The 22,280-nt window shown below is 37.2% G+C and carries 22 protein-coding genes; 13 read left to right on the top strand and 9 right to left on the bottom strand.

Annotated elements, in window-relative coordinates:
• Positions 1 to 271 precede the first annotated feature (271 nt).
• Positions 272 to 544 carry a hypothetical protein gene (locus RK02_RS08065; protein WP_016183742.1) on the top strand — a complete coding sequence of 91 codons (273 nt, stop codon included), beginning with the start codon at positions 272 to 274 and terminating at the stop codon, positions 542 to 544.
• A gap of 119 nt (positions 545 to 663) precedes the next feature.
• On the opposite strand, the gene RK02_RS08060 is transcribed toward RK02_RS08065, so the two are convergent.
• From RK02_RS08060 to RK02_RS08030, 7 genes are all read right to left on the bottom strand, one after another.
• Positions 664 to 1,671 carry a FecCD family ABC transporter permease gene (locus RK02_RS08060; RefSeq protein WP_016183741.1) on the bottom strand — a complete coding sequence of 336 codons (1,008 nt, stop codon included), beginning with the start codon at positions 1,669 to 1,671 and terminating at the stop codon, positions 664 to 666.
• Positions 1,668 to 2,672, bottom strand: coding sequence for a FecCD family ABC transporter permease (locus tag RK02_RS08055; protein ID WP_016183740.1), 1,005 nt, complete (start codon positions 2,670 to 2,672; stop codon positions 1,668 to 1,670). The genes RK02_RS08060 and RK02_RS08055 overlap by 4 nt, the downstream gene beginning before the upstream one ends.
• A 73-nt stretch (positions 2,673 to 2,745) precedes the next feature.
• Positions 2,746 to 3,654: an iron-hydroxamate ABC transporter substrate-binding protein gene (locus RK02_RS08050; protein WP_016183739.1), complete on the bottom strand. Its 909-nt coding sequence runs from the start codon at positions 3,652 to 3,654 to the stop codon at positions 2,746 to 2,748.
• 35 nt (positions 3,655 to 3,689) lie between these two features.
• Positions 3,690 to 4,481, bottom strand: coding sequence for an ABC transporter ATP-binding protein (locus tag RK02_RS08045; RefSeq protein WP_016183738.1), 792 nt, complete (start codon positions 4,479 to 4,481; stop codon positions 3,690 to 3,692).
• A 258-nt stretch (positions 4,482 to 4,739) separates the two neighbouring features.
• Entirely contained in the window at positions 4,740 to 5,108 is a 369-nt protein-coding gene (locus RK02_RS08040; RefSeq protein ID WP_016183737.1) for a DUF2752 domain-containing protein, read from the bottom strand.
• Between the two features lie 9 nt (positions 5,109 to 5,117).
• The gene (locus RK02_RS08035) at positions 5,118 to 5,471 is read right to left on the bottom strand and encodes a DUF4234 domain-containing protein (protein WP_016183736.1); all 354 of its coding nucleotides are present in this window, start codon (positions 5,469 to 5,471) and stop codon (positions 5,118 to 5,120) included.
• Between the two features lie 152 nt (positions 5,472 to 5,623).
• Complete coding sequence (locus RK02_RS08030; protein WP_016183735.1) at positions 5,624 to 6,208, bottom strand: TetR/AcrR family transcriptional regulator; 585 nt, start codon at positions 6,206 to 6,208, stop codon at positions 5,624 to 5,626.
• Between the two features lie 282 nt (positions 6,209 to 6,490).
• On the opposite strand from RK02_RS08030, the gene RK02_RS08025 reads away from it, so the two are divergent.
• Together RK02_RS08025 and RK02_RS08020 are read left to right on the top strand one after the other, a co-directional pair.
• The gene (locus tag RK02_RS08025) at positions 6,491 to 7,192 is read left to right on the top strand and encodes an ABC transporter ATP-binding protein (protein WP_026231399.1); all 702 of its coding nucleotides are present in this window, start codon (positions 6,491 to 6,493) and stop codon (positions 7,190 to 7,192) included.
• 11 nt (positions 7,193 to 7,203) lie between these two features.
• Positions 7,204 to 9,924 (top strand): ABC transporter permease, encoded by a 2,721-nt coding sequence (locus tag RK02_RS08020; RefSeq protein ID WP_016183733.1) that lies wholly within the window; start codon positions 7,204 to 7,206, stop codon positions 9,922 to 9,924.
• A 97-nt stretch (positions 9,925 to 10,021) separates the two neighbouring features.
• Here the strand turns inward: RK02_RS08020 and RK02_RS08015 are convergent, their stop codons facing one another.
• On the bottom strand, positions 10,022 to 11,020 hold the full coding sequence (locus RK02_RS08015) for an N-acetylmuramoyl-L-alanine amidase (protein WP_016183732.1): 999 nt from the start codon (positions 11,018 to 11,020) through the stop codon (positions 10,022 to 10,024).
• 236 nt (positions 11,021 to 11,256) lie between these two features.
• On the opposite strand from RK02_RS08015, the gene RK02_RS08010 reads away from it, so the two are divergent.
• The 8 genes from RK02_RS08010 to RK02_RS07975 all read left to right on the top strand — a co-directional run bounded on the left by RK02_RS08010 (position 11,257) and on the right by RK02_RS07975 (position 20,191).
• Positions 11,257 to 12,528 (top strand): L,D-transpeptidase family protein, encoded by a 1,272-nt coding sequence (locus RK02_RS08010; protein ID WP_016183731.1) that lies wholly within the window; start codon positions 11,257 to 11,259, stop codon positions 12,526 to 12,528.
• A 235-nt stretch (positions 12,529 to 12,763) separates the two neighbouring features.
• Positions 12,764 to 14,836, top strand: a complete 2,073-nt coding sequence (locus tag RK02_RS08005) for a macro domain-containing protein (RefSeq protein ID WP_016183730.1) — start codon at positions 12,764 to 12,766, stop codon at positions 14,834 to 14,836.
• Between the two features lie 194 nt (positions 14,837 to 15,030).
• The gene (locus RK02_RS08000) at positions 15,031 to 15,492 is read left to right on the top strand and encodes a phosphate-starvation-inducible PsiE family protein (RefSeq protein ID WP_016183729.1); all 462 of its coding nucleotides are present in this window, start codon (positions 15,031 to 15,033) and stop codon (positions 15,490 to 15,492) included.
• A gap of 186 nt (positions 15,493 to 15,678) precedes the next feature.
• Positions 15,679 to 16,023: a hypothetical protein gene (locus tag RK02_RS07995; protein ID WP_016183728.1), complete on the top strand. Its 345-nt coding sequence runs from the start codon at positions 15,679 to 15,681 to the stop codon at positions 16,021 to 16,023.
• Positions 16,017 to 16,445: a biotin/lipoyl-containing protein gene (locus tag RK02_RS07990; RefSeq protein ID WP_016183727.1), complete on the top strand. Its 429-nt coding sequence runs from the start codon at positions 16,017 to 16,019 to the stop codon at positions 16,443 to 16,445. Before RK02_RS07995 ends, RK02_RS07990 begins: the two co-directional genes overlap by 7 nt.
• Before the next feature lie 43 nt (positions 16,446 to 16,488).
• Positions 16,489 to 17,883: an oxaloacetate decarboxylase subunit alpha gene (locus RK02_RS07985; protein ID WP_016183726.1), complete on the top strand. Its 1,395-nt coding sequence runs from the start codon at positions 16,489 to 16,491 to the stop codon at positions 17,881 to 17,883.
• 168 nt (positions 17,884 to 18,051) lie between these two features.
• A complete protein-coding gene (locus tag RK02_RS07980) occupies positions 18,052 to 18,681 on the top strand; it encodes a nitroreductase family protein (protein WP_016183725.1) in 630 nt (209 codons plus the stop codon).
• Positions 18,682 to 18,871: 190 nt separating this feature from the next.
• Positions 18,872 to 20,191: an FAD-dependent oxidoreductase gene (locus RK02_RS07975; RefSeq protein WP_016183724.1), complete on the top strand. Its 1,320-nt coding sequence runs from the start codon at positions 18,872 to 18,874 to the stop codon at positions 20,189 to 20,191.
• A 50-nt stretch (positions 20,192 to 20,241) separates the two neighbouring features.
• Here the strand turns inward: RK02_RS07975 and RK02_RS07970 are convergent, their stop codons facing one another.
• The gene (locus tag RK02_RS07970; RefSeq protein ID WP_016183723.1) at positions 20,242 to 20,586 is read right to left on the bottom strand and encodes a winged helix-turn-helix transcriptional regulator; all 345 of its coding nucleotides are present in this window, start codon (positions 20,584 to 20,586) and stop codon (positions 20,242 to 20,244) included.
• 194 nt (positions 20,587 to 20,780) lie between these two features.
• Between RK02_RS07970 and argF the strand changes: the two genes are divergently transcribed.
• The gene (gene argF, locus RK02_RS07965) at positions 20,781 to 21,797 is read left to right on the top strand and encodes an ornithine carbamoyltransferase (RefSeq protein WP_016183722.1); all 1,017 of its coding nucleotides are present in this window, start codon (positions 20,781 to 20,783) and stop codon (positions 21,795 to 21,797) included.
• Positions 21,798 to 22,124: 327 nt separating this feature from the next.
• Entirely contained in the window at positions 22,125 to 22,274 is a 150-nt protein-coding gene (locus RK02_RS07960) for a teichoic acid D-Ala incorporation-associated protein DltX (protein ID WP_016183721.1), read from the top strand.
• The last annotated feature ends 6 nt before the right edge of the window (positions 22,275 to 22,280 follow it).

Here is a 22,280-nt window from a genome sequence, read left to right as displayed (position 1 = left end):
ACTTGTTTGAGAATGATGTAAATCAATATAGGTCTTAATCCTAATTCTTTTTCTTTGTAGTTGTATGATTGTTTGAGAATGATGTAAATCAATATATTTTTACCGATAAAAAATATATTGGATAAATAAAGCTTATATAAACCAATATCAAAATGACTGAATAGTACAATAGAGCTATTAATTCGCGAAAATATATAGTTTCCATTGTCTAAAGTAGTAGATACAGTTAAATGCGTGGTACCTTTTTCTAGAAATAAAAAGGGTGATGGATATGAAATTTAAAATGATGATAGCTTTAGTTGAGGATTTCCTTCATAATACTCCAGAAGATATTTTCGATTTTTCGATAACCTTAGAAGATGTGTTGGTTGATGATTATGAAGAAATGTATTCTGAACAACCAGAAGCAGTTTATTATTTAAGTCGAGAAGTTCCAGAGATATGTTCTGAAGTGGAGCCAGGAATGAGTATAGAAGAGATTGAATTGTTTAAAGAAAAGTTATCTGCTGAATTTGAAAAAGCGAAAAAACTAATTGTCCAATAAATATTTGCGAAGTTTTATTTGTCCAAATAAATGGTGGTTCCTTATATGAATAGGCCGAGAGAATAACGGAGATTCTTCGTTGTTCTCTCGGTCTTTAGGTTCTATTTTATATTTATTTCCTACACCCTTTTCATTAGGTATAGAAAATAGGGAGCACCGATAATGGCAACAATAATCCCAGTCGGAATCGGTGTGGGTAAAATACTGCGACTAATAGTATCGGCGATTAATAATAAAATGGCACCCAGCAATACGGCAACAGGTAATACTTGTTGAAAGCGCGGACGAACTATTCTTTTAGCTAAATGGGGAGCCATTAAACCGATAAAGCTAATATTACCAGCAATGGCTGCGGCACTGGCGCTAGCTAAAATCGCTAAGGTTAGCAAAATCATTCGTTCAGTTTTTAGGTTGATCCCTAGATTCATCGCCGTGGTTTCGTCGAATTGTAAGAGATTAAGGGTATGTAATTTAAAGAGTGTGATACCGGCAATAATGAATAACCACGGGAATAAGCCTAGAATATATTGCCAATCTGTGCCCCAGAGATTACCAGCTAGCCATTTGGCGATAAAGTCTACTTTTGTCCGATCAGTTGCCGAAATAATCAGCATCATCGCTCCAGACAAGGCGGTCGCAAGTCCCACGCCAATTAGCGTATAAGTAACGACTTGGATGCCACGGAAACGTCTGATGGATAAAATATATGGGAAAAAGCCAGCAATTAATCCACCCAGCATCCCAATTAAAGGTAGGATGAAGCCAAATTGTTGAGCCTCTAATGGGATAAATAAAAAGGTAATGGCAATAGCTAAGCCACTACCGGCATTAACACCGATAATCCCAGGATCAGCTAAAGGATTTTTAGTGATACCTTGCAAGATTGAACCGGCAAAGGCTAAGGCGGCACCAACCAGCACCGTTAAAATCATCCTTGGTAAACGAATTTGATAAAAAATAAAGTTTTCTTTAAAATCGCCTTGACCAAGTAAAATTGCAGGGATACGTTGAAGCGATAAAGCGCTGTGGCCACTACATAAGCTGATTAGAATGAATATCAGCAAGACGATAACCAAACTAATGAGCTTGGTGGTAAAAGAGTGTTGAGCTTTAAACATTGCTTTCATTTAGTTCCCTCCTTTTTCACAAGATAGATGAAGAAAGGAAAGCCGACCACGGATACGATAGCAATTAAAGGTGTTTCATAAGGCGCATGAATGGTTCTAGCGATGGTATCCGCCAACATTAAAAAGCTTGCCCCGGTTAAAGCGCTCAACGGTAAGGTCCGTTGATAATTACTGCCAGCTAAGCGACGGATGATTTGAGGAATCATTAGTCCTACAAAGGTTAAATTCCCCGCTAAGGCAACACTGCTAGCAGTCAATAAAATAATTGCTATGACACTAATCAGGCGGATTTTTCGGATATTTTGTCCTAAGCCGATTGCGGTTTCTTCGGAAAGGGCAAGCAGGGTCAATGGGCGAGCGATATAGAAAGCTAAAGCGCCACCTAGTAAGCCAAAAGGGAAGATGATTTTTAATTGGGCCCAATTGACCCCATTTACGCCACTAGCTGTCCACATGGATAAGTCTTTGGTTAATTGAAAGCTTAAACCGATCATTTGAGCGAGTGCATTAAATAAGATGGAAATCGCTGCACCTGTTAGGATTAAACGCATTGGACTTAGCCCTTGTGTTCGATGATTTGCTAAGCCTAATACTAGCCAACCTGTTAGCGCAGCCCCTAGCATACAGATGATTAAAGTAATAAGATAGCTTTGATTAGGTAGTAGAACTAAAGAGAAAGCATAACAAGCATAAGCTCCTGATGATAGCCCTAAGATACTTGGTTCGGCGATGGGGTTATGCGTTAGTCCTTGTATTAAAGCCCCTGCGATTGCTAAAGCAGCACCGACGATTAAGGCAGCTAAACTTCGTGGTAAGCGAATTTCTCTAAGTAAATCAATGCTTGCTGAATGTTTAGTAGTAAAAATCGCTTGCCCAATTGCCTCAAAATCAATTTTGGCTGCACCAAAACGCAAAGATAGTAAAAAGGCGCCAATGAATAATAGAGTGCAAACTAGCAGGTAGAAAAAATACTTGCTCATACTGGTTTTGATGATTGGCACAGGTTTTCCTCCTTAATAGCATAATAAGACCAAATCACTAATCAATCGATTGGTTAGTGATTTGGTCAATTTTTTATCCAAGAAAGGCCTTTTTAAAGAAGGCTAGTTGTTTTTCTAGGGTAATCGGATCATTAAATGAAGCACCCTCTCCTTGCATCGTGTAAACATGATGATTGACTACAGCAGGTGTGTTTTGGTAGGCACTAGTTTGTTCAAAGCTTAAGTCTGCCTCACTATATTTACTTAAAATGACATAATCTCCCATATATTCTGGTAATACTTCAGTAGATAGGGCAAAATAGCCATTTTTTAAGGCATCAGCTTTGACTTTTTCGGGCATTTTTAATTGCATAGTTTGGTAAAGGAGTTCTGTTCCACGTGCCCAGTTATCCCCATAGACATATAAATCTTTTCCGTAAGCCTCGATAACGGATACTGTAGTATTTTCGCCAATTTTTTGTCGAATGGCTTGACCAGTAGCTTCAGCTTCTTTTTTGAAAGTATTGACCCATTTGGTAGCTTCTTTTTCTTTATTTAAAAGCTTACCGATTTCAATATGCTGTTGTAGATAATCCAATTTTCCCCAGGTATACACAACCGTTGGGGCGATTTTTTGCAATTTATTTAAATTTTTAACGGTTGATAAGGCGATAATTAAATCAGGGTTTAAAGCGAGAATCCCTTCTAAATCATCTTCAGACACTTCTTTGGCATTTTTTAATTGTTTGCTGAGATAAGGGGCATTTTTAGACCAGGTTTCAGCCCCAACAACTGGAACATCTAATTGTAATACATTACCAGCATAGCCTGATAAGACTACGACCCGTTTAGGATTTTTAGGCACCTTAATCTCTCCATTTTCGGCATGATAGATTCTCGTTTGGCTACTATCATTTGCTCCGGTGGTAGATTTGGTATTGCTTTGACAGCCAGCTGTAAAAATGGCTACTAGGCTAAATAAGAGGAAAAATACTTTTTTCATTTGGTTACTCCTTTGGTTTATTTGCTTGGTTAAGCTTATTCATCTGTTAATAAATCATAGGTCAAAAGCATCGGACGCTTGGTTTTGGGATCTGTCGCAATCGTGGCATCAATTTGATAGATTTCACGTAAGACCTCTTTGGTAATCACTTCATCGGCTGTACCGGCTTTAATGATTTGTCCATCCTTCATGGCAATCAAAAAGTCGGCAAAGCGGGCAGCTTGATTGATATCATGTAAGACCATAATAATCGTTCGTTTTTGCGTTTGATTTAAGCTTTGTAATAATTGCAAAATCTCTAATTGATGGGCAATATCTAAATAGGTGGTGGGTTCATCAAGAAAGATATATTCGGTTTGCTGAGCTAAAGCTAAGGCAATCCATACACGTTGTCTTTGCCCACCTGATAGGCTATCGAGTACTTGATTTTGATAATCTAGGGTGTGTGTAGCGCTCATCGCCCATTCCACTATTTGGTAATCATCTTGTTTTAATTGTCCCAATCGATTGAGATAAGGTGTTCGACCATAGCTGATTAATTCCTTAACAGTTAGATCGCCCATATGTTCAGGGCTTTGTGGTAAAATGGCCAATTTTTTAGCCACTTCTAAAGTAGGGAGTTGCTTTAATTGTTGCCCATCTAAAATGATTTGCCCCTTTTGATAAGGTAAAATACGTGTGAGGGCTTTTAACAAAGTTGACTTGCCTGAACCGTTCGCACCGATAATTGCGATGATTTGTTGATCAGGTAAGGCTAAACTTAAATTTTGAATAATGGTTTTATCCCCATAATTTACGGTAATTTGTTCTGCTTTTAGCCTCGTCATCAACTCACCTCTTCCGTGACAAAAATAACTGAGAATGATTATCAGTCGTAATAATAAATATAGTGGTAATAAGGCAAAAAGTCAATTTATTTTTAGTAATTTAGGTTATTTGGCTGAAAGAAGACGCAATTTGTCGAATGTTAGCCATAAACCGATGCAAAAAAGGCCATTTGAACCTTCCAGAAGTTGGTAAAGTTCAAACAGCCTTTGCTGGCAAAATAGTTTTGATGATTAGATTTTTCAGCTATCTATCAAGGTTTATAGTAAGTTACGTCCTATCCCAAAAATAATTAAGGCAATGAGGTAAAGCAATACTAGCCTTTGATTCCACTTAGGTAAAGTTTTTCCAGTCACCTTTAGCCAAAACACGTAAATCCACTCTATAAGCAGTAAAGGTCCAGTGACAAAGAGAAACTGATTGGCTTGGTAGGCTTGAACAAAGCGGAAGTGGAGTAAATCCACACAAAGATGGGTAATGCCACAGCCCGGACATTGCCAGCCTGTTACCAATTTAAAGATGCAAGGAATGCCAATATTTGTTACCGATAACCATAGATAGTATAGGAAACCTAATATCAAGAATAGGCTAATTGTTTGTAATTCTTTTTTGACTATTTCGCGCTTCATAGTTTTACCTTAAAAGTTTAAATCATCTAATGAATTATTCTCGATGTCTTGCATAATACATAGCGGAATAATTCCAAGACCAAAAATAGATAATAATAAGAAGATGATTTCTAAATTCCCGTTGTCTTCTTTAATTTGGTTACAACGCACACCCATTTTGTAATTCCAATAAATGCTATAGATTCCACAAGTAATAATTGAAAATAATAACACCATAATACCAGAAGTTGGATTTGTTTCATTGTCACGATTAATATAAACTAGCTCATCGTTTAATTTCACTGTCCAATATAGCATATAAATTCCACAGGTGATCAGAGAAAAGATAATTGATAAAACAATATTTCTTTTTGTAGTAAACATTTTTTTAACTCCTTTAAAATTGTATTCCTTACATCTGTAATTTTATTTTACTACATTGCTAGTTAAAATTCATCCGTCTAAAGGACTATCCCTTGATTATGATAAGGTGATTGTTTACAAATGACTAAAATGCGCTTCAATACTTGAATGGATCAAGCATTTTCTAAGCCTTTTTGTTCGACTGGAATTTCAATATTACTTGAAAATAAAGCTAAGAGCTGGTGGGCAACGGCTTCCGGTGTGAGTGTGGAGCGACTGATTAACCATTTTTTTATCATACCGATAGCGCCAAATGTTGCGTAGGCAAAGTACAATTCAAGTTCCGCAGGGGAGGCTTGAGGATAATTTTGCGCAAAACGTGGCAAGGAGATGGCTTTGACATGCCTTAATAACTGTTCGATAAAATCATCACTGTGCTGTTTTTCTAGGGCTAGTGCTTGGAGAATCGGATCGATTTTTAAAAGGGTGAGTAGATCAATCAAGGCGGCTTCAATATAATCGGGAGCGACCGTAATTTTGGCTAAGACATTTTGAATATATTCTTGTTGAATTTTTTCATATAAATCAGCTGGATCACTGTAATAATTATAAAAGGTGCCACGATTGATGTCAGCGTGTTCGGCGATAGCCTTAACGGTAATTTTGGATAAATCATACTCATGAAGTAAAGCAAAAAATGATTCCTTGATAATTTGTTTGGTGTATTGTTTTCTACGGTTATTGATTGTACCAGCCATGATGTAGCCTCCCAAAATTTTTATTGAATAATTGAACAAAAAATTTAAATTTGTCGTTTTTATAACAATTTTTTTAAAATTGCCGATTGTTATACGTAGACAATCATAGTATACTAAACAACGCGTTAATAAATCAACAGTATGTTCATTTTTTGACGGTGTGTTTAGATGATTCTTTACGAAAAAAGTTGTAAAATGAAAGTGGAAACAATTGAGAATGGTTAAGGAATCAACTAAAAAGGAGGGAAGCTGAATCGTGAATTTTTCATGATTAGCCTGTTTATGGATTATATTGAAGTAAGAAATGAAACCAAAAAATATAAAATGGGTGAAACCGAGATTATTGCCAACAATCAACTGTCTTTTTCCGTAAAAAAAGGCGAATTGGCCATTATTTTAGGGCCGAGTGGTGCCGGTAAATCAACCGTCTTGAATATTTTAGGAGGCATGGACACTCCTGATGAAGGCGAAATCTTGATTGATGGTGTGGATATTGCCAAATTTAATGAGAAACAATTAACGGCGTATCGTCGGACGGATGTGGGCTTTGTTTTTCAGTTTTATAATCTAGTTCCTAATCTAACTGCTAAGGAAAATGTCGAATTAGCCACTGAACTAGCTAAAGATGCGATGGATCCTGTTGAAGTGTTGACGATGGTGGGCTTAGCGCATCGTCTGAACAATTTTCCAGCCCAATTATCTGGAGGCGAGCAGCAACGGGTATCGATTGCACGAGCCCTAGCCAAAAATCCTAAGCTATTGTTATGTGATGAGCCAACTGGAGCCTTAGATTTTGAAACAGGTAAGCATGTGCTGAAATTATTACAAAATGCGAGTCGCGATCATGGCAATACCGTCTTAATCATTACCCATAACTCGGCTTTGGCCCCAATTGCTGATCGGGTGATTTATGTAAATGATGCCAAGGTGAAAAAAATCGTTGAAAATCCGCAGCCAATTTCGATTGATGAGATTGTTTGGTAGGAGGGGATTTTATGAAACAGTCAACCTACTTAAAGGCTAGCTTGCGTGAATTGAAACAGTCAAAGGGCCGCTTTTTATCAATTATGCTGATTATCTTTTTAGGAGTTTTCCTATTTGTTGGGGTAAAAGCAGCCGCACCTAGCCTGCAATATTCTGCTAATCAGCAGTTAAGCCATCAACAGTTAGCTGATATTCAGCTCATTTCGACAGCTGGATTAACGAAAAAAGATGAAAAAATTTTAAACAAGATGACAGATGTCCTTGTTGAACCTGGCTATATCCTATATTATGCGGATACCAAGAAAAATCAGGTTTTTGAACTGTTATCTTATAATCAAGAAGATCAACTCAATCAGCTCTCTTTAGTGGCTGGTCATTTGCCTAAGGCGGCCGATGAGTTAGTTTTGGATGCCAAAGCTCAAAAAGCTGGTTATCAACTTGGTGATCGTCTAACAATTGATCTGACTGATGATTTAAAACAAAAGAATTATCGAATCGTCGGTTTTGTGCAAAGTCCTTTATTTGTCGCAAATAGTGAGCGTGGCAGTGCACCGGTTGGAAATGGTTCGGTCGATTATTTTGTCTATCTGCCAGAGGAAAATTTTAAAGCCGATGTGTATAGCGCCCTGTATTTGCAGGACAGGCAATTAGCTGATTTGCCAGTATACAGTAAGGACTATCAAAAAAAGGTCGAAAAGCGAGTAAAACAGCTGAAAAAGGCATTACAGCCTAGAAGTTTTGAACGACTAAATGAAATCAAGAGTAAAGCGCAGCAACCAATCGAACAAGCCAAGGCCAAGCTGGCTATAGCCAAACAACAGCTTACCAACGCACAGCAGCAGTTAACGCAAGCAAGTGAGCAATTAAAGCAACAGCAAGCCCAAGTGCAGCTTTTGCCTGAAGGTGTGCAAAAACAAGCGGCTACTGAGCAAATTACAACGAATTTAGCCCAGTTAGCACAACAACAGCAAGCACTAACTCAACAGCAGGCTGAACTTCAAGCTAATGAACAAACATTGGCTGCACAACAAAGCAAAATCGCTGCTTTAAAAGCACCAAAATATCTATTTTATACCAAAGATGAGAATGCAGGTGTTAAGAGTTATATTGATTTGACGACACAGATTGATGGCATTGCCAATGTCTTTCCAGTCTTTTTCTTTTTCATCGCAGCGTTAATTACTTTTAGCACGATGACGCGGATGGTTGAGGAAAATCGACGAGAAATTGGTATTTTAAAAGCATTGGGTTATTCTAAGCTAGCGATTTCTAAAAAATATGTATTGTATGCTAGTTTAGCGACGATTATTGGGATAGTTTTAGGTACGATTGCAGGTAGCAATAGTTTACCTTTAGTCATCAATCTATTTTTAAAATCAACTTATATTTTTAATCATTTACACTTAACTTATGATTGGCTCGCTGTTATTCAAGCAACGATTGCTTGCTTTTTTGCCTCATTAGGTGCGGTTTTAATCGTTTTAGTGCAAGAATTACATGCCAAACCAGCGAGTCTGCTGTTACCAAAAGCACCAAAGCCAGGGAAACGTATTTTGCTTGAATATATTCAGCCAATTTGGTCTAAATTAAGCTTTAATCAAAAGGTTAGCTATCGGAATATTTTTCGATACAAATCCAGAATGATCATGGCGATTATTGGGATTGCAGGCTGTACGGGCTTAATGGTTGCGGGGGTTGGTTTAAAAAATTCCTTAGAGTCAGTCATTGATCGGCAATTTGGTCCCATTGTGCATTATCAAGGCTTAGTTGCTTTAAATGATAGTGAAAAGCAATCTTTTCAAGAGGTTGATCAGATTTTAGCGGATAATAAAAAGGTACATGAGACCACTCAAGTGTATTTACAACCATTGGAGGTCAAGCATGCTGATGAAGCTAGTCAGTCAGTACCGTTATTAGTCTTTAATAGTCAAAAGGCGCAACGTAGCTTTCTTACCTTAAATCGCCTAAATACAACACAAGCGCTAGACTTACCACAAGATGGGGTGATTATTACCCAGCCTTTAGCCAAATCGATGCAATTAGCTAAAGGGGATTCGCTCACCTTAACTAATAGTGAAGGGCAAGATTTTTCGGTAAAAGTTAGCGCAGAGGCCAATTATTATGTGGGAAATTATCTGATTACTTCTAAACAATTTTATCAAAAGCATTTTGCCAAGAGCTATCAGCCAAATGCCTTATTATTAAAAACGCAGACGATGAGTAAAAAACAAGAAAAACAATTATCCAAAGCGTTATTAGCAACGAATAAAGTAAGTAATGTGACCTTGATTACTGGTCAGATTCACTTGCAAAAGCAGATGACGGAAAACTTAGATATTATTGTTATCATCTTTGTGGTTTTATCAGGGATGTTAGCTTTAGTGGTTTTATATAATTTAACCAATATTAATATCTCCGAACGCATTCGTGAACTCTCCACGATTAAGGTCTTAGGCTTTTTTAATCGTGAGGTTACCATGTATATTGTACGTGAAAATATCATCTTTACCGTACTCGGTATTTTAGTGGGCTATGGCATCGGCTATATCTTAACGGGTTTTATTTTAAATCAGGTGGCGATGAATCAGGTTGTTTTTCCAATTGTAATTAAACCTTTAGCCTATTTATTAGCTGGTGGGATGACGATTTTATTTACCGTTATCGTGATGATGATTACCCATTTTCGTTTACAACGTATCAACATGATTGATGCATTAAAATCAAATGAATAAAGCTGTTTCGAGGTTAATTCCCTTATCCATATAAAAAATATATACTGAAAACCCATGATTGTCCGTTGACATGCAATCATGGGTTTTTAGTATAAGGTTAATTATTGGTTTGACTAAAATATTGAGTTAAGCCATTGACGATTGCTTTGGCAACTTTATTTTGATAACTGGTGGTTAAAATAGTTTGCAAATCGCTATCATTATTCATATACCCCAATTCCAATAATAATGACGGTTGGGTAGTCTCTCGAATAACTTCAAAGTCCCCATATTCTACTCCACGATTTTCCAATGGGAGTAGGTCAGTTAATTGATCATTAATGGTTTCAGCGAGATTTTGATAAGTATAATAGTAATAATAAGTAGTCACCCCACTAGCCATGTTGGCATAATCCGTGGAATCAAAGTGGAAGCTAATAAACACATCAGCCTGCTCTTCCATTGATTTTTGGGTAATACTGTCTAAGCTTTCAGTTTCATCGAAGTCACGAGTTAAAATCACCGTTGCTCCTGCTGCTTCTAGTGCTTTTTTTACTACCTTGGCAGTGCTTAAGGTAACATCTTTTTCATAATAATTTTCGTCATTACTTAAGGCACCTACATCATCGCCACCATGTCCAGGATTTAATACAATGACTGCTTGCTTGAGGCTATTTGGTGTCGCGTGAATGGTTTGACTAAACAAGGTTGCTTGAGTCTTACTCACATAGCCAGTGGATTGATGATTCGTAGTGATATGATAATAATCCCCTACTTGATCTAAGAAGGTAACGATTTCGCCAACATTGACCGTGCCTAATTGGCTACTGGTATCATCAGCTTGTGCATATAAAGTCGCTCCTTGTGGTGAAATCTTGACAAATGATTTGGTTTCACCCGTTTTTTGACGAGCGGTTGTATTTTTTGTTTGCGTAGAATCTTGTGAAAACTGTCCGGGCAGACTGTCTAAAATAATTGCAGATAGCTGGCTACGATAATGAACCATCAAAAAGACGAGTAAACAGAAAAGTAAAAACTTCCTGAATTTGAATGTACGCTTTTTCTTTAATTTGCCTTTTTTAGGCGGTGCAGATTGGATTTTTTTCTTCTTAGCCATAAACTTTAATCAAATTACGAATCCTTTCTTCATCGTTTTACTTATCTTAGTATAACAAACTTTTGTTCAAATACTAACTGTTAGTCAGAATAGTTAATTTAGCTTAATCTAACCTTAAAGTAAATCACAGACACAAGATATTTATTAAATCTCGTTGACAATTGAGGCAACTAGCTTGTAATTTTTCATTTTTTTTCATAAAATGAAGGGTATCGTAAAGGCTGACGGAGGAGAATATGAAAAAATTTGCCTTATATCTTATCATACTTGCGCTTGCTTTTGGTGGCGGTATGTTTTTAGAAAATATCTTTGCTAATGATGCGTTCAAAGCCGATGCGGACAAAAAAGCTGAATGGACGTCAGCTTCCGTTAAGCAGTCGTCAATAGCTACTACGTCAAGCAAAGAGAGTATGACGACTAAAGAGACAACCAGTTCATCTTCTACAGCAATTGCTAGCAAGTCTAAAGAAAATAGAACAGAAAAAAGTGTTGAGTCAAGTAGTGTTTCCACAAGCAAAAAGACTACCAAGGATACTATTTCTAAAGCCAGAGACACTAAGTCTAGCCAGGCTACTAAAGAAACGAAGGAAACAAAGGAAACGAAGACATCTGTGTCTACTACGCAAAGCAGCACTCAGACAACTAAGGAAAGAACAAAAACTGCTCAGCCTGTGCAAAAGAAGCAGTCGCAAGCGCAGACAACTACCTCGTCTATGCAGCCAGTTATTCAAGTAGCACCTAAGGCTGAATTAAAGGCTTTACAGACTATTCAGCTGCAAAGTCAAAATGAACATTTCACTAATTCTAATGCTGCCTTTGCTTTTCGTGATTTAACGCCAACAGTCAACCATGAGCAGAAGGTCAATCATTTATATCTAACAACCAATGCAGTCATTTATCAAAATCCAAGTACTAAAGCCTTAAAAGTAGCGGATGGTGCGAAGTATCGTGGCTTTACTGCTATTTCTCGAAAATCAGTCGAAAATGAGATGGGCATTTGGTATCAAGTGGCTTTCCCTGATACAGTGATTGGTTGGGTACAGGCAAAGCAAACGCAAAATCGCAATCAGGATTATTATTTTTATACGACTGGCGGTCCTAAGCCTAATTTAGCTTTGGTCGAGGATTTAGCGATTGAAGTCAGCATCGCTAAAAAGCGCGTTTATGTAAAGTCTGGTGACCAAATTATTTATACCATGCTTTGTCAGACGGCTAGAGCAGGTTATGAAACGCCAACCGGTCATTATCAGGTCAATGATTATCGAGCTACCAGTTTTTGGTCAACATTTGGTGGAGCCGATTATGCAGTCGGTTGGAAAGATGGTGGTTTATATCTTTTCCATAGTATTGATAAAGCCACCAATGAAGGTCCTTATGTTCAAAGTCAAGGTCTAAAGCTTGGTGTAACGAGGATCGGTACCTCACATGGCTGTATCCAGCTAGCGATTGAAGATGCTAAATGGTTTTATCAGCAATTGCCTGTTGGTACACCAGTAAGCGTATTTTAAGCATTAAAAATTATTTTTGAAGATTAAAAGAAACCCAGAGTTTTAATTTGGTTCTTTCTTTTAATCTTTTTTTATCAAACAAAAATAGATAAATCCTACATCATTTGAGAAGTTCTGTGCTAAAATGGTAGATGAAAAAGAACTTATTTTAAAGTTTTGTTGGCAGCGCTTTTTCAAATAGTGGGGCTGAAAAAGTGTGCTTAGCAAGGTGAATTTTTTGCGTGGGGGGATAGGTATGAGTATGTTTCAAAAATTAGCTATTCGTGTCAATACATTGCATGAAAAACTTTCAATCGAGCTTCAGTTAAAAGGTCAAGAGCTATATTATAGCTTTTCAAGACTAGCGGATACTTATACTTATCATAACGGTATTATTGATGCTAAAGCTAGCCAAGAATGGATTGAGAAATTTTCTTTATTATCATTGGTAGATTGGCCACGTTATGTAAATGAAGCAAATAATATAGCAGGAGAAGAGACAAATTATTGGCAGGTAAGCTATACTTTAACCGATGAGACAGTTTTAGAATATGGTGGAGCGTATCCGTTACCGAATAATTGGCCAAAATTGCAAGAATTATTAGCAAATTTAATCCCAGCTATGGTTGAATCTTATGGTGAACAGATTGAACGAATTGATTTTAAGTTGAAAAATGTTGACCAAATCATGCCCGTTTCTTTGATTACATCGCAACAAGTATATTTGATTAAGGAAGAAACGTTATCTTTGGTGCGAATGGGCAGAAAGATTATTTATGAAAAGATCGATGAAGCAAATCAAAGAACGTATTATGAATTTGAACGTGAAGGGGTAGCTTATCTATTAGATGGCTTTCAATCAATCTTTTCTAGGCATGATGATGAAGATATTCAAGAAGGCAAAAAGCAACATGATTCGGATGTTTATCTGAAAATCGTTCGTCGTAATGGCCAGATTGAGGAATTTTTCTGGGATATTCATCAAATGTCTTTTACCCCAGGCTGGAAAGAAATTGTGGATGCAATTTATGAATTGATGCTGCAAGGCTCTACCTTTTTAGGCCATATTTTTAATTCTTTACCTTATCGTCATGTGAATATTGATAGCTATATTTTGGCTTGGGTAGAGATTGAAGAAACCAAGGAACAGACTTATTTTTTATTAGAAAATATTTTAGCCCATCCAGGTGATTATTTAATTGTCCCTGCTGGCAATAAGCTCGAAGAAAAGCTTGCACGCGTTTTGGCAATTGAGTATTATACCAAGGATACTTTACCCATTCCTTTGGTGAGATTGCGGCGTGCATTGCGTAAAGCCGAAGATTTACGATATGCGAGAGAATGGTTGCCAGAAACGAATCTCGACCATCGGCGAATTGAAATGATTTTAGCCAAACTTCCGCTAGAGCCAAGTATTGACGAGGTCATCCAATTAACGGAAGCCATTCGTCTAAAAATGATTTTAGGTGGTGAGTTGATTATTCCTGTGCGACAATTAGAAAAGATGAAGGTACACGAAGAATATCATACCACCCCTAAAGAAGAAGTATTAACGACCGATGATGGCAAAACTTGGGAGCCGTTTCGTTTATTTGTTGAAAAGGACAAAGAAACCTTTGTTTGCTTTACTAGTTCGGATGAGTTTATGAAAGATGGTCAGGCTCGTGGTGTAATTTATCCCATTGCGTCAATTTTAGAATTAGCTCTAAAGACGCCAAATATTCAAGGACTATTAATCAATCCGTGGGGAAAACCATTTTTCTTATCTAAAGAACTAATCAAACTAATCTTTATTCGTAATCAAGATACAATGAAGAAAAGTCAACTTTATTTGGAATATGCGGATGTAATCCATTTACAGTCTGATTGTATTATCAATAATGTGAAGTTTTCAACTGCCGAAAAAGATACGATTGACTATGCTCTTCGCCAGTTGTGTGGTCCAGCAATATTACCCTACTATGATCAATTTGTGGACTTAGATCCAGGGGAAATTATGGTGTCCCCAGGGTTTGGTTCTAATGCAAAATATATTTTTCATACCGTGATTCCTGATTATCGTCTCGTTGCCAATGCAGAAGAATGTATTGTTGATAGTTACTGGGAGGCATTAGACCAAGCTAGAAAGTTTAATTTAAAGCTGATGGTTTTACCAATTTTTGGCTTTGGCAGTGCAGGCTTTCCACGTGAAAAGTTAATTCCATTAATTATAGAGACCATTGCTGATTGGATGTCGGAAAATCGCGAATACATCCTACATGTTGTTTTAAGCACCGATAATTACGAAGTGTATCAAGCCTTTCATCAATATCTAGAAGCTGAAGATTAATTAAAATAGTGAGTCTAAGTATTTTAGCTAGCTACAAAGTCCAATTGTCAGACTGATTATCAGGCATTTGAAAAATAGCCTAATCATAAAAATATCCAACTGATTACAAATATGTTATGATAAAAAGGGGATTAAGATAAAAAGGAGGAGGCTGAATCAAGGGGATTTTCCTTAGATTCAAGCTTAGATTGTGGATGAAAGAAAACCAATTTGAGAAGATGCAAAAGATCGTTAGTACTGTTGTCGATATTTTATTAGGCATTTTAGTGGTGATTATCATCATTGTGATGGGCGAAGCCTTATATTCCATTGTCCATGAAGTGATTCCATTAAAATCAACAGAGTCCTTGTATGTATTGATTGAAGAAGTCGCAACTTTATTTATTCTTTTGGAGATTATTTTGATGTTATTACGTTATGTCCGTGATGACCATCATATTCCCGTTAGATATCTAGTTTTAATTAGTATTACGGCTATTTTACGTCAATTATTACTGGCTCATGGTGGTGGATTAGAAACCTTATTTTTAGCTGGTGCGATTTTAGTCTTAGTGATTGTTCTATATATTCTTGAACATTTACGCTCATTTAGTAAGCCGGAGATTGTCGCTAAAAAAGTTTTAGAGAAAATAAAGGCGCATGAAAAAGAAGAATAAGCTTAGAGTCGTTTCTCTAATCAAGTTGATTAGGAAACGACTATTTTTATTTTGTGAAACAAAGTCCGACTGTCTACCAAATAAGACTTGATTTTTGTAATAAAATAAGCGTAAAATTATAACATAAACAAGGGAATAATTATTTATTACGAAACATTTGAAAACGCTATCAAAGAAGGTGAGTAGATGAGTTTGTTTAGTCGTTGGTTTAAGAAAAATAAAAAAAAGGCAACTTCTACAGATGAAAAGCCGGTGACTACTCCTTTAAAACAGGTTGATTATTTGGCCCTACCGACTTATACCTTAGTGACGGATGAGGAAGAAAAAAGGCGAGTGAGCTTGATTGCTAGTGCGTTAGCTGCAGATAGTCATCCGAATTCACAATTTGTAGTCAAACACATTTATCAAGTTAATCCAGCGATTAGTACAATCAGTATTATTGCTGCGAGTTTAGCTGCTGAGCAATACCCAGAAAGTAAGTGGAAAATCAAAGCCATTTATGAAAAAGTGAGTGAGGAAAAATCATGTTAAGAAAATTCAAAATAGCCATTGATGGAAAAGAGTATTTGGTCGAAATGGAAGAATTAGATGTCCAAACGAATCAGCCACTGAATCAGCCAAGTACGCCGCAGGGAGTAGTCAATACTCCGACACAAATGCCAATGAATCAGGCGATGTCAACACCACCAGTGCAATCAACAACAAAAGTAGCACAAGACCAAGATACGCTACCGGCTAGCCAAGAAGCATTATTGGCACCAATGCCAGGAAATATTTTAAAAATTTTGGTAGAAGTAGGACAAAAAGTGGAGGAAAACCAACCAATTTTAATTTTAGAAGCAATGAAGATGGAAAATGAGATTGTAGCGGATAAGTCAGGAATTGTTCAAGCGATTTATGTCACGCAAGGTGCAATGGTTAATCCTGGTGATCCCTTAGTACTCATTAATTAATTGCACATAAACAGCCAAAAATCAAAAGAAACGAGAGAAGCTTATGAATAGAATCATTCGTTTTACTGAAACAGTATTGCGCGATGGTCAACAAAGTCAAATTGCTACGCGCATGCCAACTAAAGATATGCTACCGATTTTAAAAACCATGGATCAAGCCGGCTTTTATGCGCTTGAGATGTGGGGTGGGGCGACCTTTGATGCTTGTTTACGTTTTTTAAATGAGGATCCTTGGGAAAGATTGCGCCAAATTAGAAAAGAAATTAAACATACCAAGCTACAAATGCTTTTACGTGGCCAAAATTTACTCGGCTATAAAAACTATGCCGATGATGTTGTGTACAAATTCGTCCAAAAATCCATCGAAAATGGGATTGACATTATTCGCATATTCGATGCTTTAAACGATGTGCGTAATCTACAAACAGCCATTACGGCGACCAAAGAAGCCGGTGGTCACTGCCAAACAGCGATTTCATATACGACAAGCCAAATTCATACGGTGGATTATTTTGTCCAACTAGCCAAGGAGATGGCTGCTTTAGGCGCTGATTCTATCTGTATCAAGGATATGGCGGGTGTCTTGATGCCGCAAGTGGGTTATGAATTAGTGAGTCGGATGAAAGCAGCCGTCGATTTACCTTTAGAGGTGCATACCCATGCAACGAGCGGCATTGCAGAGATGACCTATTTGATGTGTGCAAAAGCCGGTGCGGATATCATTGATACGGCGATTTCTTCTTTTGCAGGGGGGACGAGCCAACCAGCGACTGAATCTGTGGCCATGGCTTTAAATGAAATGGGCTTTGAAACTGGCTTAGCGATGCCTGTTTTACCTAAAATTGCGGAGCATTTTAATCCAATTCGTGATCGTTTCCGCAATGAAGGCTTATTGAATCCTAAGGTCAAGGATACTGAGCCAAAAACGCTCATTTATCAAGTTCCTGGTGGGATGCTATCGAACCTATTAAGTCAGCTAACTGAACAAGGATTAGCGGATAAATATGAAGAGGTCTTACAAGAGGTGCCAAAAGTGCGGGCAGATCTGGGTTATCCTCCGCTAGTTACCCCACTTTCACAGATGGTTGGTACGCAAGCCTTGATGAATGTGATTGCTGGTGAACGTTACAAGCTAGTCCCTAAAGAAATCAAGGATTATGTCAAAGGGCTCTATGGCAAACCGCCAGTAGCGATTAATCCTGAATTAAAGGTCAAAATTATTGGCGAAGAAACGCCGATAACCTGTCGACCAGCTGATTTAATTGCTGATCAGCTACCAGGTTTTGCTGAGGAAATCAAACAATATGCTAAAAGTGAAGAGGACCTCTTGAGCTATGCGCTGTTTCCACAACAAGCCAAAGACTTCCTCGGTCGTAGAGAAGATCGTTTTTATGATGTTCCTGTGCAAAACGTAACCGTCACCATTGAACCAACCTAATCAATCCATCCTTTGCCTATCAGCTTGGTAGTGCAAAGGATTTTTTTTAAAGCAAGTTTTTTTGTTAATTATTTTTTTTATGCTAAGATAAAAATATTCGTTGTAAAAAATCGGTAACCATTATCTGAAAAATGATGATGGTCACTAGTTTTGAAGGAGGATATTTTTATGTTACATAATAATGATTTTGCGCAAGTAGTTTTTGAACGCAAATCGATTCGAGTTTATGACCCAACTGTCAAAATTGCACATAGCGAAATGCACCAAATTTTAAGAGAAGCAGACTTAGCGCCATCTTCTGTCAATATGCAGCCCTGGCGCTTTGTAGTGGTTGAGTCAGCAGAAGGCAAGGAGCAATTGAAGCCTTATATTCGTTTTAACACGCGTCAAAATGAGACTTCAGCAGCGATGATTTTAATCTTTGGTGATATGCAATGCCATGAATATGCAGAGGAAATTTATCAAGCAGCCGTTGATCAAGGGAAAATGCCTCAAGAGGTTAAAGATCAGCAGTTAGCGGCGATTGTGCCGATGTATCAAAGCTTGTCAACAGAACAAATGCAACGAATTGTTCAGATTGATGGTAGCTTAGTGGCTATGCAATTAATGCTAGTTGCGCGTGCACATGGCTATGATACGAATCCAATTGGTGGCTTTGATGCAGACAATCTTGCTGAAGCTGTTGGATTAGATAAAGAACGTTTCCACCCAATTATGATCGTCTCTATTGGTAAAGCAGCTGAAGAAGGCTATCAATCAGTACGCTTACCAATCGAAAAGATTACAGAATTTAAATAAGTATTAAGGCTAAATGAGCTGCTTAGCTTAGTCTAGTGAGTTCAGTCTAATAATCGTTTGCGATAGGAGAAATGATTTCATTTCACCTAGTTGGCAAACGATTATTTTTTTTACTAGTTACTTTAAAGTACCTAATTGTCGCTAAGAAAATCACGTGTTAGCATAAGGATGAAGAAAGCGAGGGAGTTTTATGGAAACAATTCAAAATTTAATTATTGGCTTTGGTAAAGGTGGAAAAACCTTAGCAAAAAGCTTGGCAGCCAAAGGTGAAAAGGTAGTAGTTATTGAAAAAGATGCACAAATGTATGGAGGAACTTGTATCAATGTCGGTTGTATTCCATCAAAAGCATTAATTACGCAAGGTTTAAAGCAACGTAGTTTTACGGTGGCAGCTGCCAATAAAGCTGCTTTGATTAATAAATTACGGAATAAAAATTACCACATGTTAGCGGATGATCCCAATATTCAAGTAGTGGATGGAACCGCTCAATTTGTCAGTGACCATCAAGTGAGTGTGCAAACTACTGCAGGTAAGGAAGTTACTTATGAGGCAGAGCGTATTTTTATCAATACAGGTGCTACAGCGGTTATTCCTGAAATTGCCGGTCTAAAGCTAAGTGAAAAGGTAGGAACTTCTAAAGAATTGATGGCTTTGACGACTAAACCTGAGCATTTAGTGATTTTAGGGGCTGGTTATATTGGCTTAGAGTTTGCCTCAATGTTTGCTTCATTTGGTAGCAAGGTAACCGTTATTGACCCATTCGCGACTTTCTTACCACGTGAAGATCGCAGCTTTGCTGAAATTATTCAACAAGACTTAACGGAAAAAGGGATTGAATTTGTTTTAGGTACGAATATCCAATCAATTCAAGAAACGCAGCAAGTTAGCGTAGCCTTAGCTGATGGGCGGACCATTACTGGTGATTATTTATTAGTCGCAACTGGTCGCAAGCCAAATACTGATCAATTAGGCTTAGAAAATACGGCCATTAAGGTCAATGAACGTGGGGCGGTAGTTGTAGATGAAAAGCTACAAACAACCGTTGCGAACGTTTGGGCTTTAGGTGATGTGACGGGTGGATTACAATTTACTTATATTTCATTAGATGATTATCGTATTGTTGAAAATCAATTGTTTGGTGATCAATCAAGAACAACCAATAATCGTCCAGCTGTTCCTTATTCTGTTTTTATTGAACCACCGATTTCACATGTCGGCTTACATGAGTATGAGGCGCAAAAACAAGGGATTGATTATAAGAAATTTGTCCATCTAAATGCCAATGTACCAAAAGCACATATTTTAGAAAATGCAAAAGGCATGTTCCAAGTATTAGTTGATCGTCAAACGGATTTAATCCTTGGAGCCACCATTTATGGAGAAGAATCACATGAAGTTATCAATTTATTGACTTTAGCGATGAATGTGAAGGCAAGCTATCAAATCTTGAAAAATCAAATCTATACGCATCCAACAATGAGTGAAGCTTTAAATGATGTGTTAAAATAAAAAAACCAGCAAGGCTAAGTCAGCAACTTAGCTTTGCTGTTTTTTTGCTTTTAGTGACAGGCTAAATTTTCTTGGCCCCAGCTTTTCATCTGAGCGACAATTAAAAAGAGGTTTTTACCTTTTGGGGTTAAACCATAAGTCGATTCGACAGTATTTTGAATGGTTTGCTTTTCATTGGTAATGATGCCATTTTGTTCTAATAAATTTAATTGTTGCTTGATCATTTTAGGGGTACTACCTGGTAGACGGCGACATAATTCGCCAAAACGCAAATTATGCTGAGCAAGCTGCTCGATAATCTGAGGCACCCATTTACGACCTAATAAATTGGCTAGCGCTTCAGCCGGACAAGAAAAAGGAGCGACATCAGCATTTTCAAAGGTATAAGCTTGCATTATGACACCTACTTTTTTTCTTTCATTATAGTTTGGAAAACAAACAGATTCAAATGTTTAGCCAAAACATTTTCTGCCAACGAGTTTTTTTTGAAAAAATAATAGGAATATTTATACATAGTTATTGCAAAAAAAGAATTTTAGGCTTATAATTTCGTATAAATATACTGATTTTTTGTAAAAGGAGTGTTTTTATGCAATCTGTATTTCAAGGGAAGAGTTTTTTAGCGGAAAAAGATTTTACTAAGGATGAATTGCTGTATTTCATTGATTTTGCCGCACATTTAAAAGCATTAAAGCAAAAAGGCATTGCCCATCAATATTTAAAAGGAAAAAATATTGCATTATTATTTGAAAAAACCTCCACTCGTACGCGGGCCGCTTTTACTGTTGCGGCGAATGATTTAGGCGCACATCCAGAATTTTTAGGAGCGAATGATATTCAATTAGGCACGAAGGAATCCACTATTGATACGGCGAAGGTTTTAGGGAGTATGTTTGACGGCATTGAATTTCGAGGCTTTGCTCAAGAAACCGTAGAAACCTTAGCGCAGTATGCTGGGGTACCTGTATGGAATGGCTTAACCGATTTATGGCATCCCACCCAAATGATTGCCGATTTTCTTACGATTAAGGAACATTTTGGTAAAATTGCTGGCTTGAATTTGGCTTATTGTGGCGATGGTCGGAACAATATGGCAAATTCCTTATTGGTCACTGGCGCAATTTTAGGACTAAATGTGCGTATTGTTAGCCCTAAAGCATTATTTCCGAATCCAGAAATCATTGCTTTAGCCAAATCCTTTGCTAAAACCTCAGGTAGTGAGCTTGTCATTACCGATGATATTGATCAAGGTGTTTTAAAAGCGAATATCATTTACACGGATGTATGGGTCTCGATGGGTGAAGAAAGTCAATTTGCTGAAAGAATTGAGCTACTCAAGCCCTATCAGGTCAATCAAGCGATGCTAGAAAAAACGCAAAATCTTGATCAGTTTATTTTCTTACATTGTTTACCTGCCTTTCATGATACGCAAACGACGTATGGTCAAAAAATTGCTGAATTATATGGCTTAACTGAGATGGAAGTCACGGATGAAGTCTTTCAAGGCAAGTATGCCAAGCAATTTCAGCAGGCAGAAAACCGAATGCATGCCATCAAAGCAATCATGGCAGCTACCTTGGGCAATCTATTTATCCCTAAAGTATAGCTTTTAAGCCAAACACGTCTACATTCAGGCGTGTTTTTTGCTGCTTAAAAAGGCTTCATATAGATAAAAAAACAAATAATTATAGTGCTTTAATAACGATTGATAATAATAACTGAATTTTAGGCCCTTAGACTTAGGTGTTAAAAAAAGTGGTGTGTTATAATACATATTGAATAAAATAGGCAGATAACGCACACTGCTTTTATTTTTTTAATAATTGTTTAAATTTTATGTGAAAAAGTAATGAATTGTTAAAGAAATAAAAGTTTGATTGCTCAATTGCCTAAAGCTATCTATAATAACGGTGAAATGAAGGAGGAAAAATAAATGAATTTTTTAAAATCACGACCTAAATTAAATTATTGGCTATTTTTTACTGCTAAGACACTCTTTTATTTCGGGATTATTCTCGCTTTGATTTATTTATATCATTATAAAAATATTCAAGGTGGCAGTTTTATCTATAATGAGTTTTAGGAGTGA

Origin of the sequence: Enterococcus columbae DSM 7374 = ATCC 51263, from assembly GCF_000406925.1 — a bacterium.
Classification (GTDB): domain Bacteria; phylum Bacillota; class Bacilli; order Lactobacillales; family Enterococcaceae; genus Enterococcus_E; species Enterococcus_E columbae.
The sequence above is the reverse complement of the archived record's forward strand: the minus strand, read 5'-3'. Positions and strand labels throughout refer to the sequence as shown.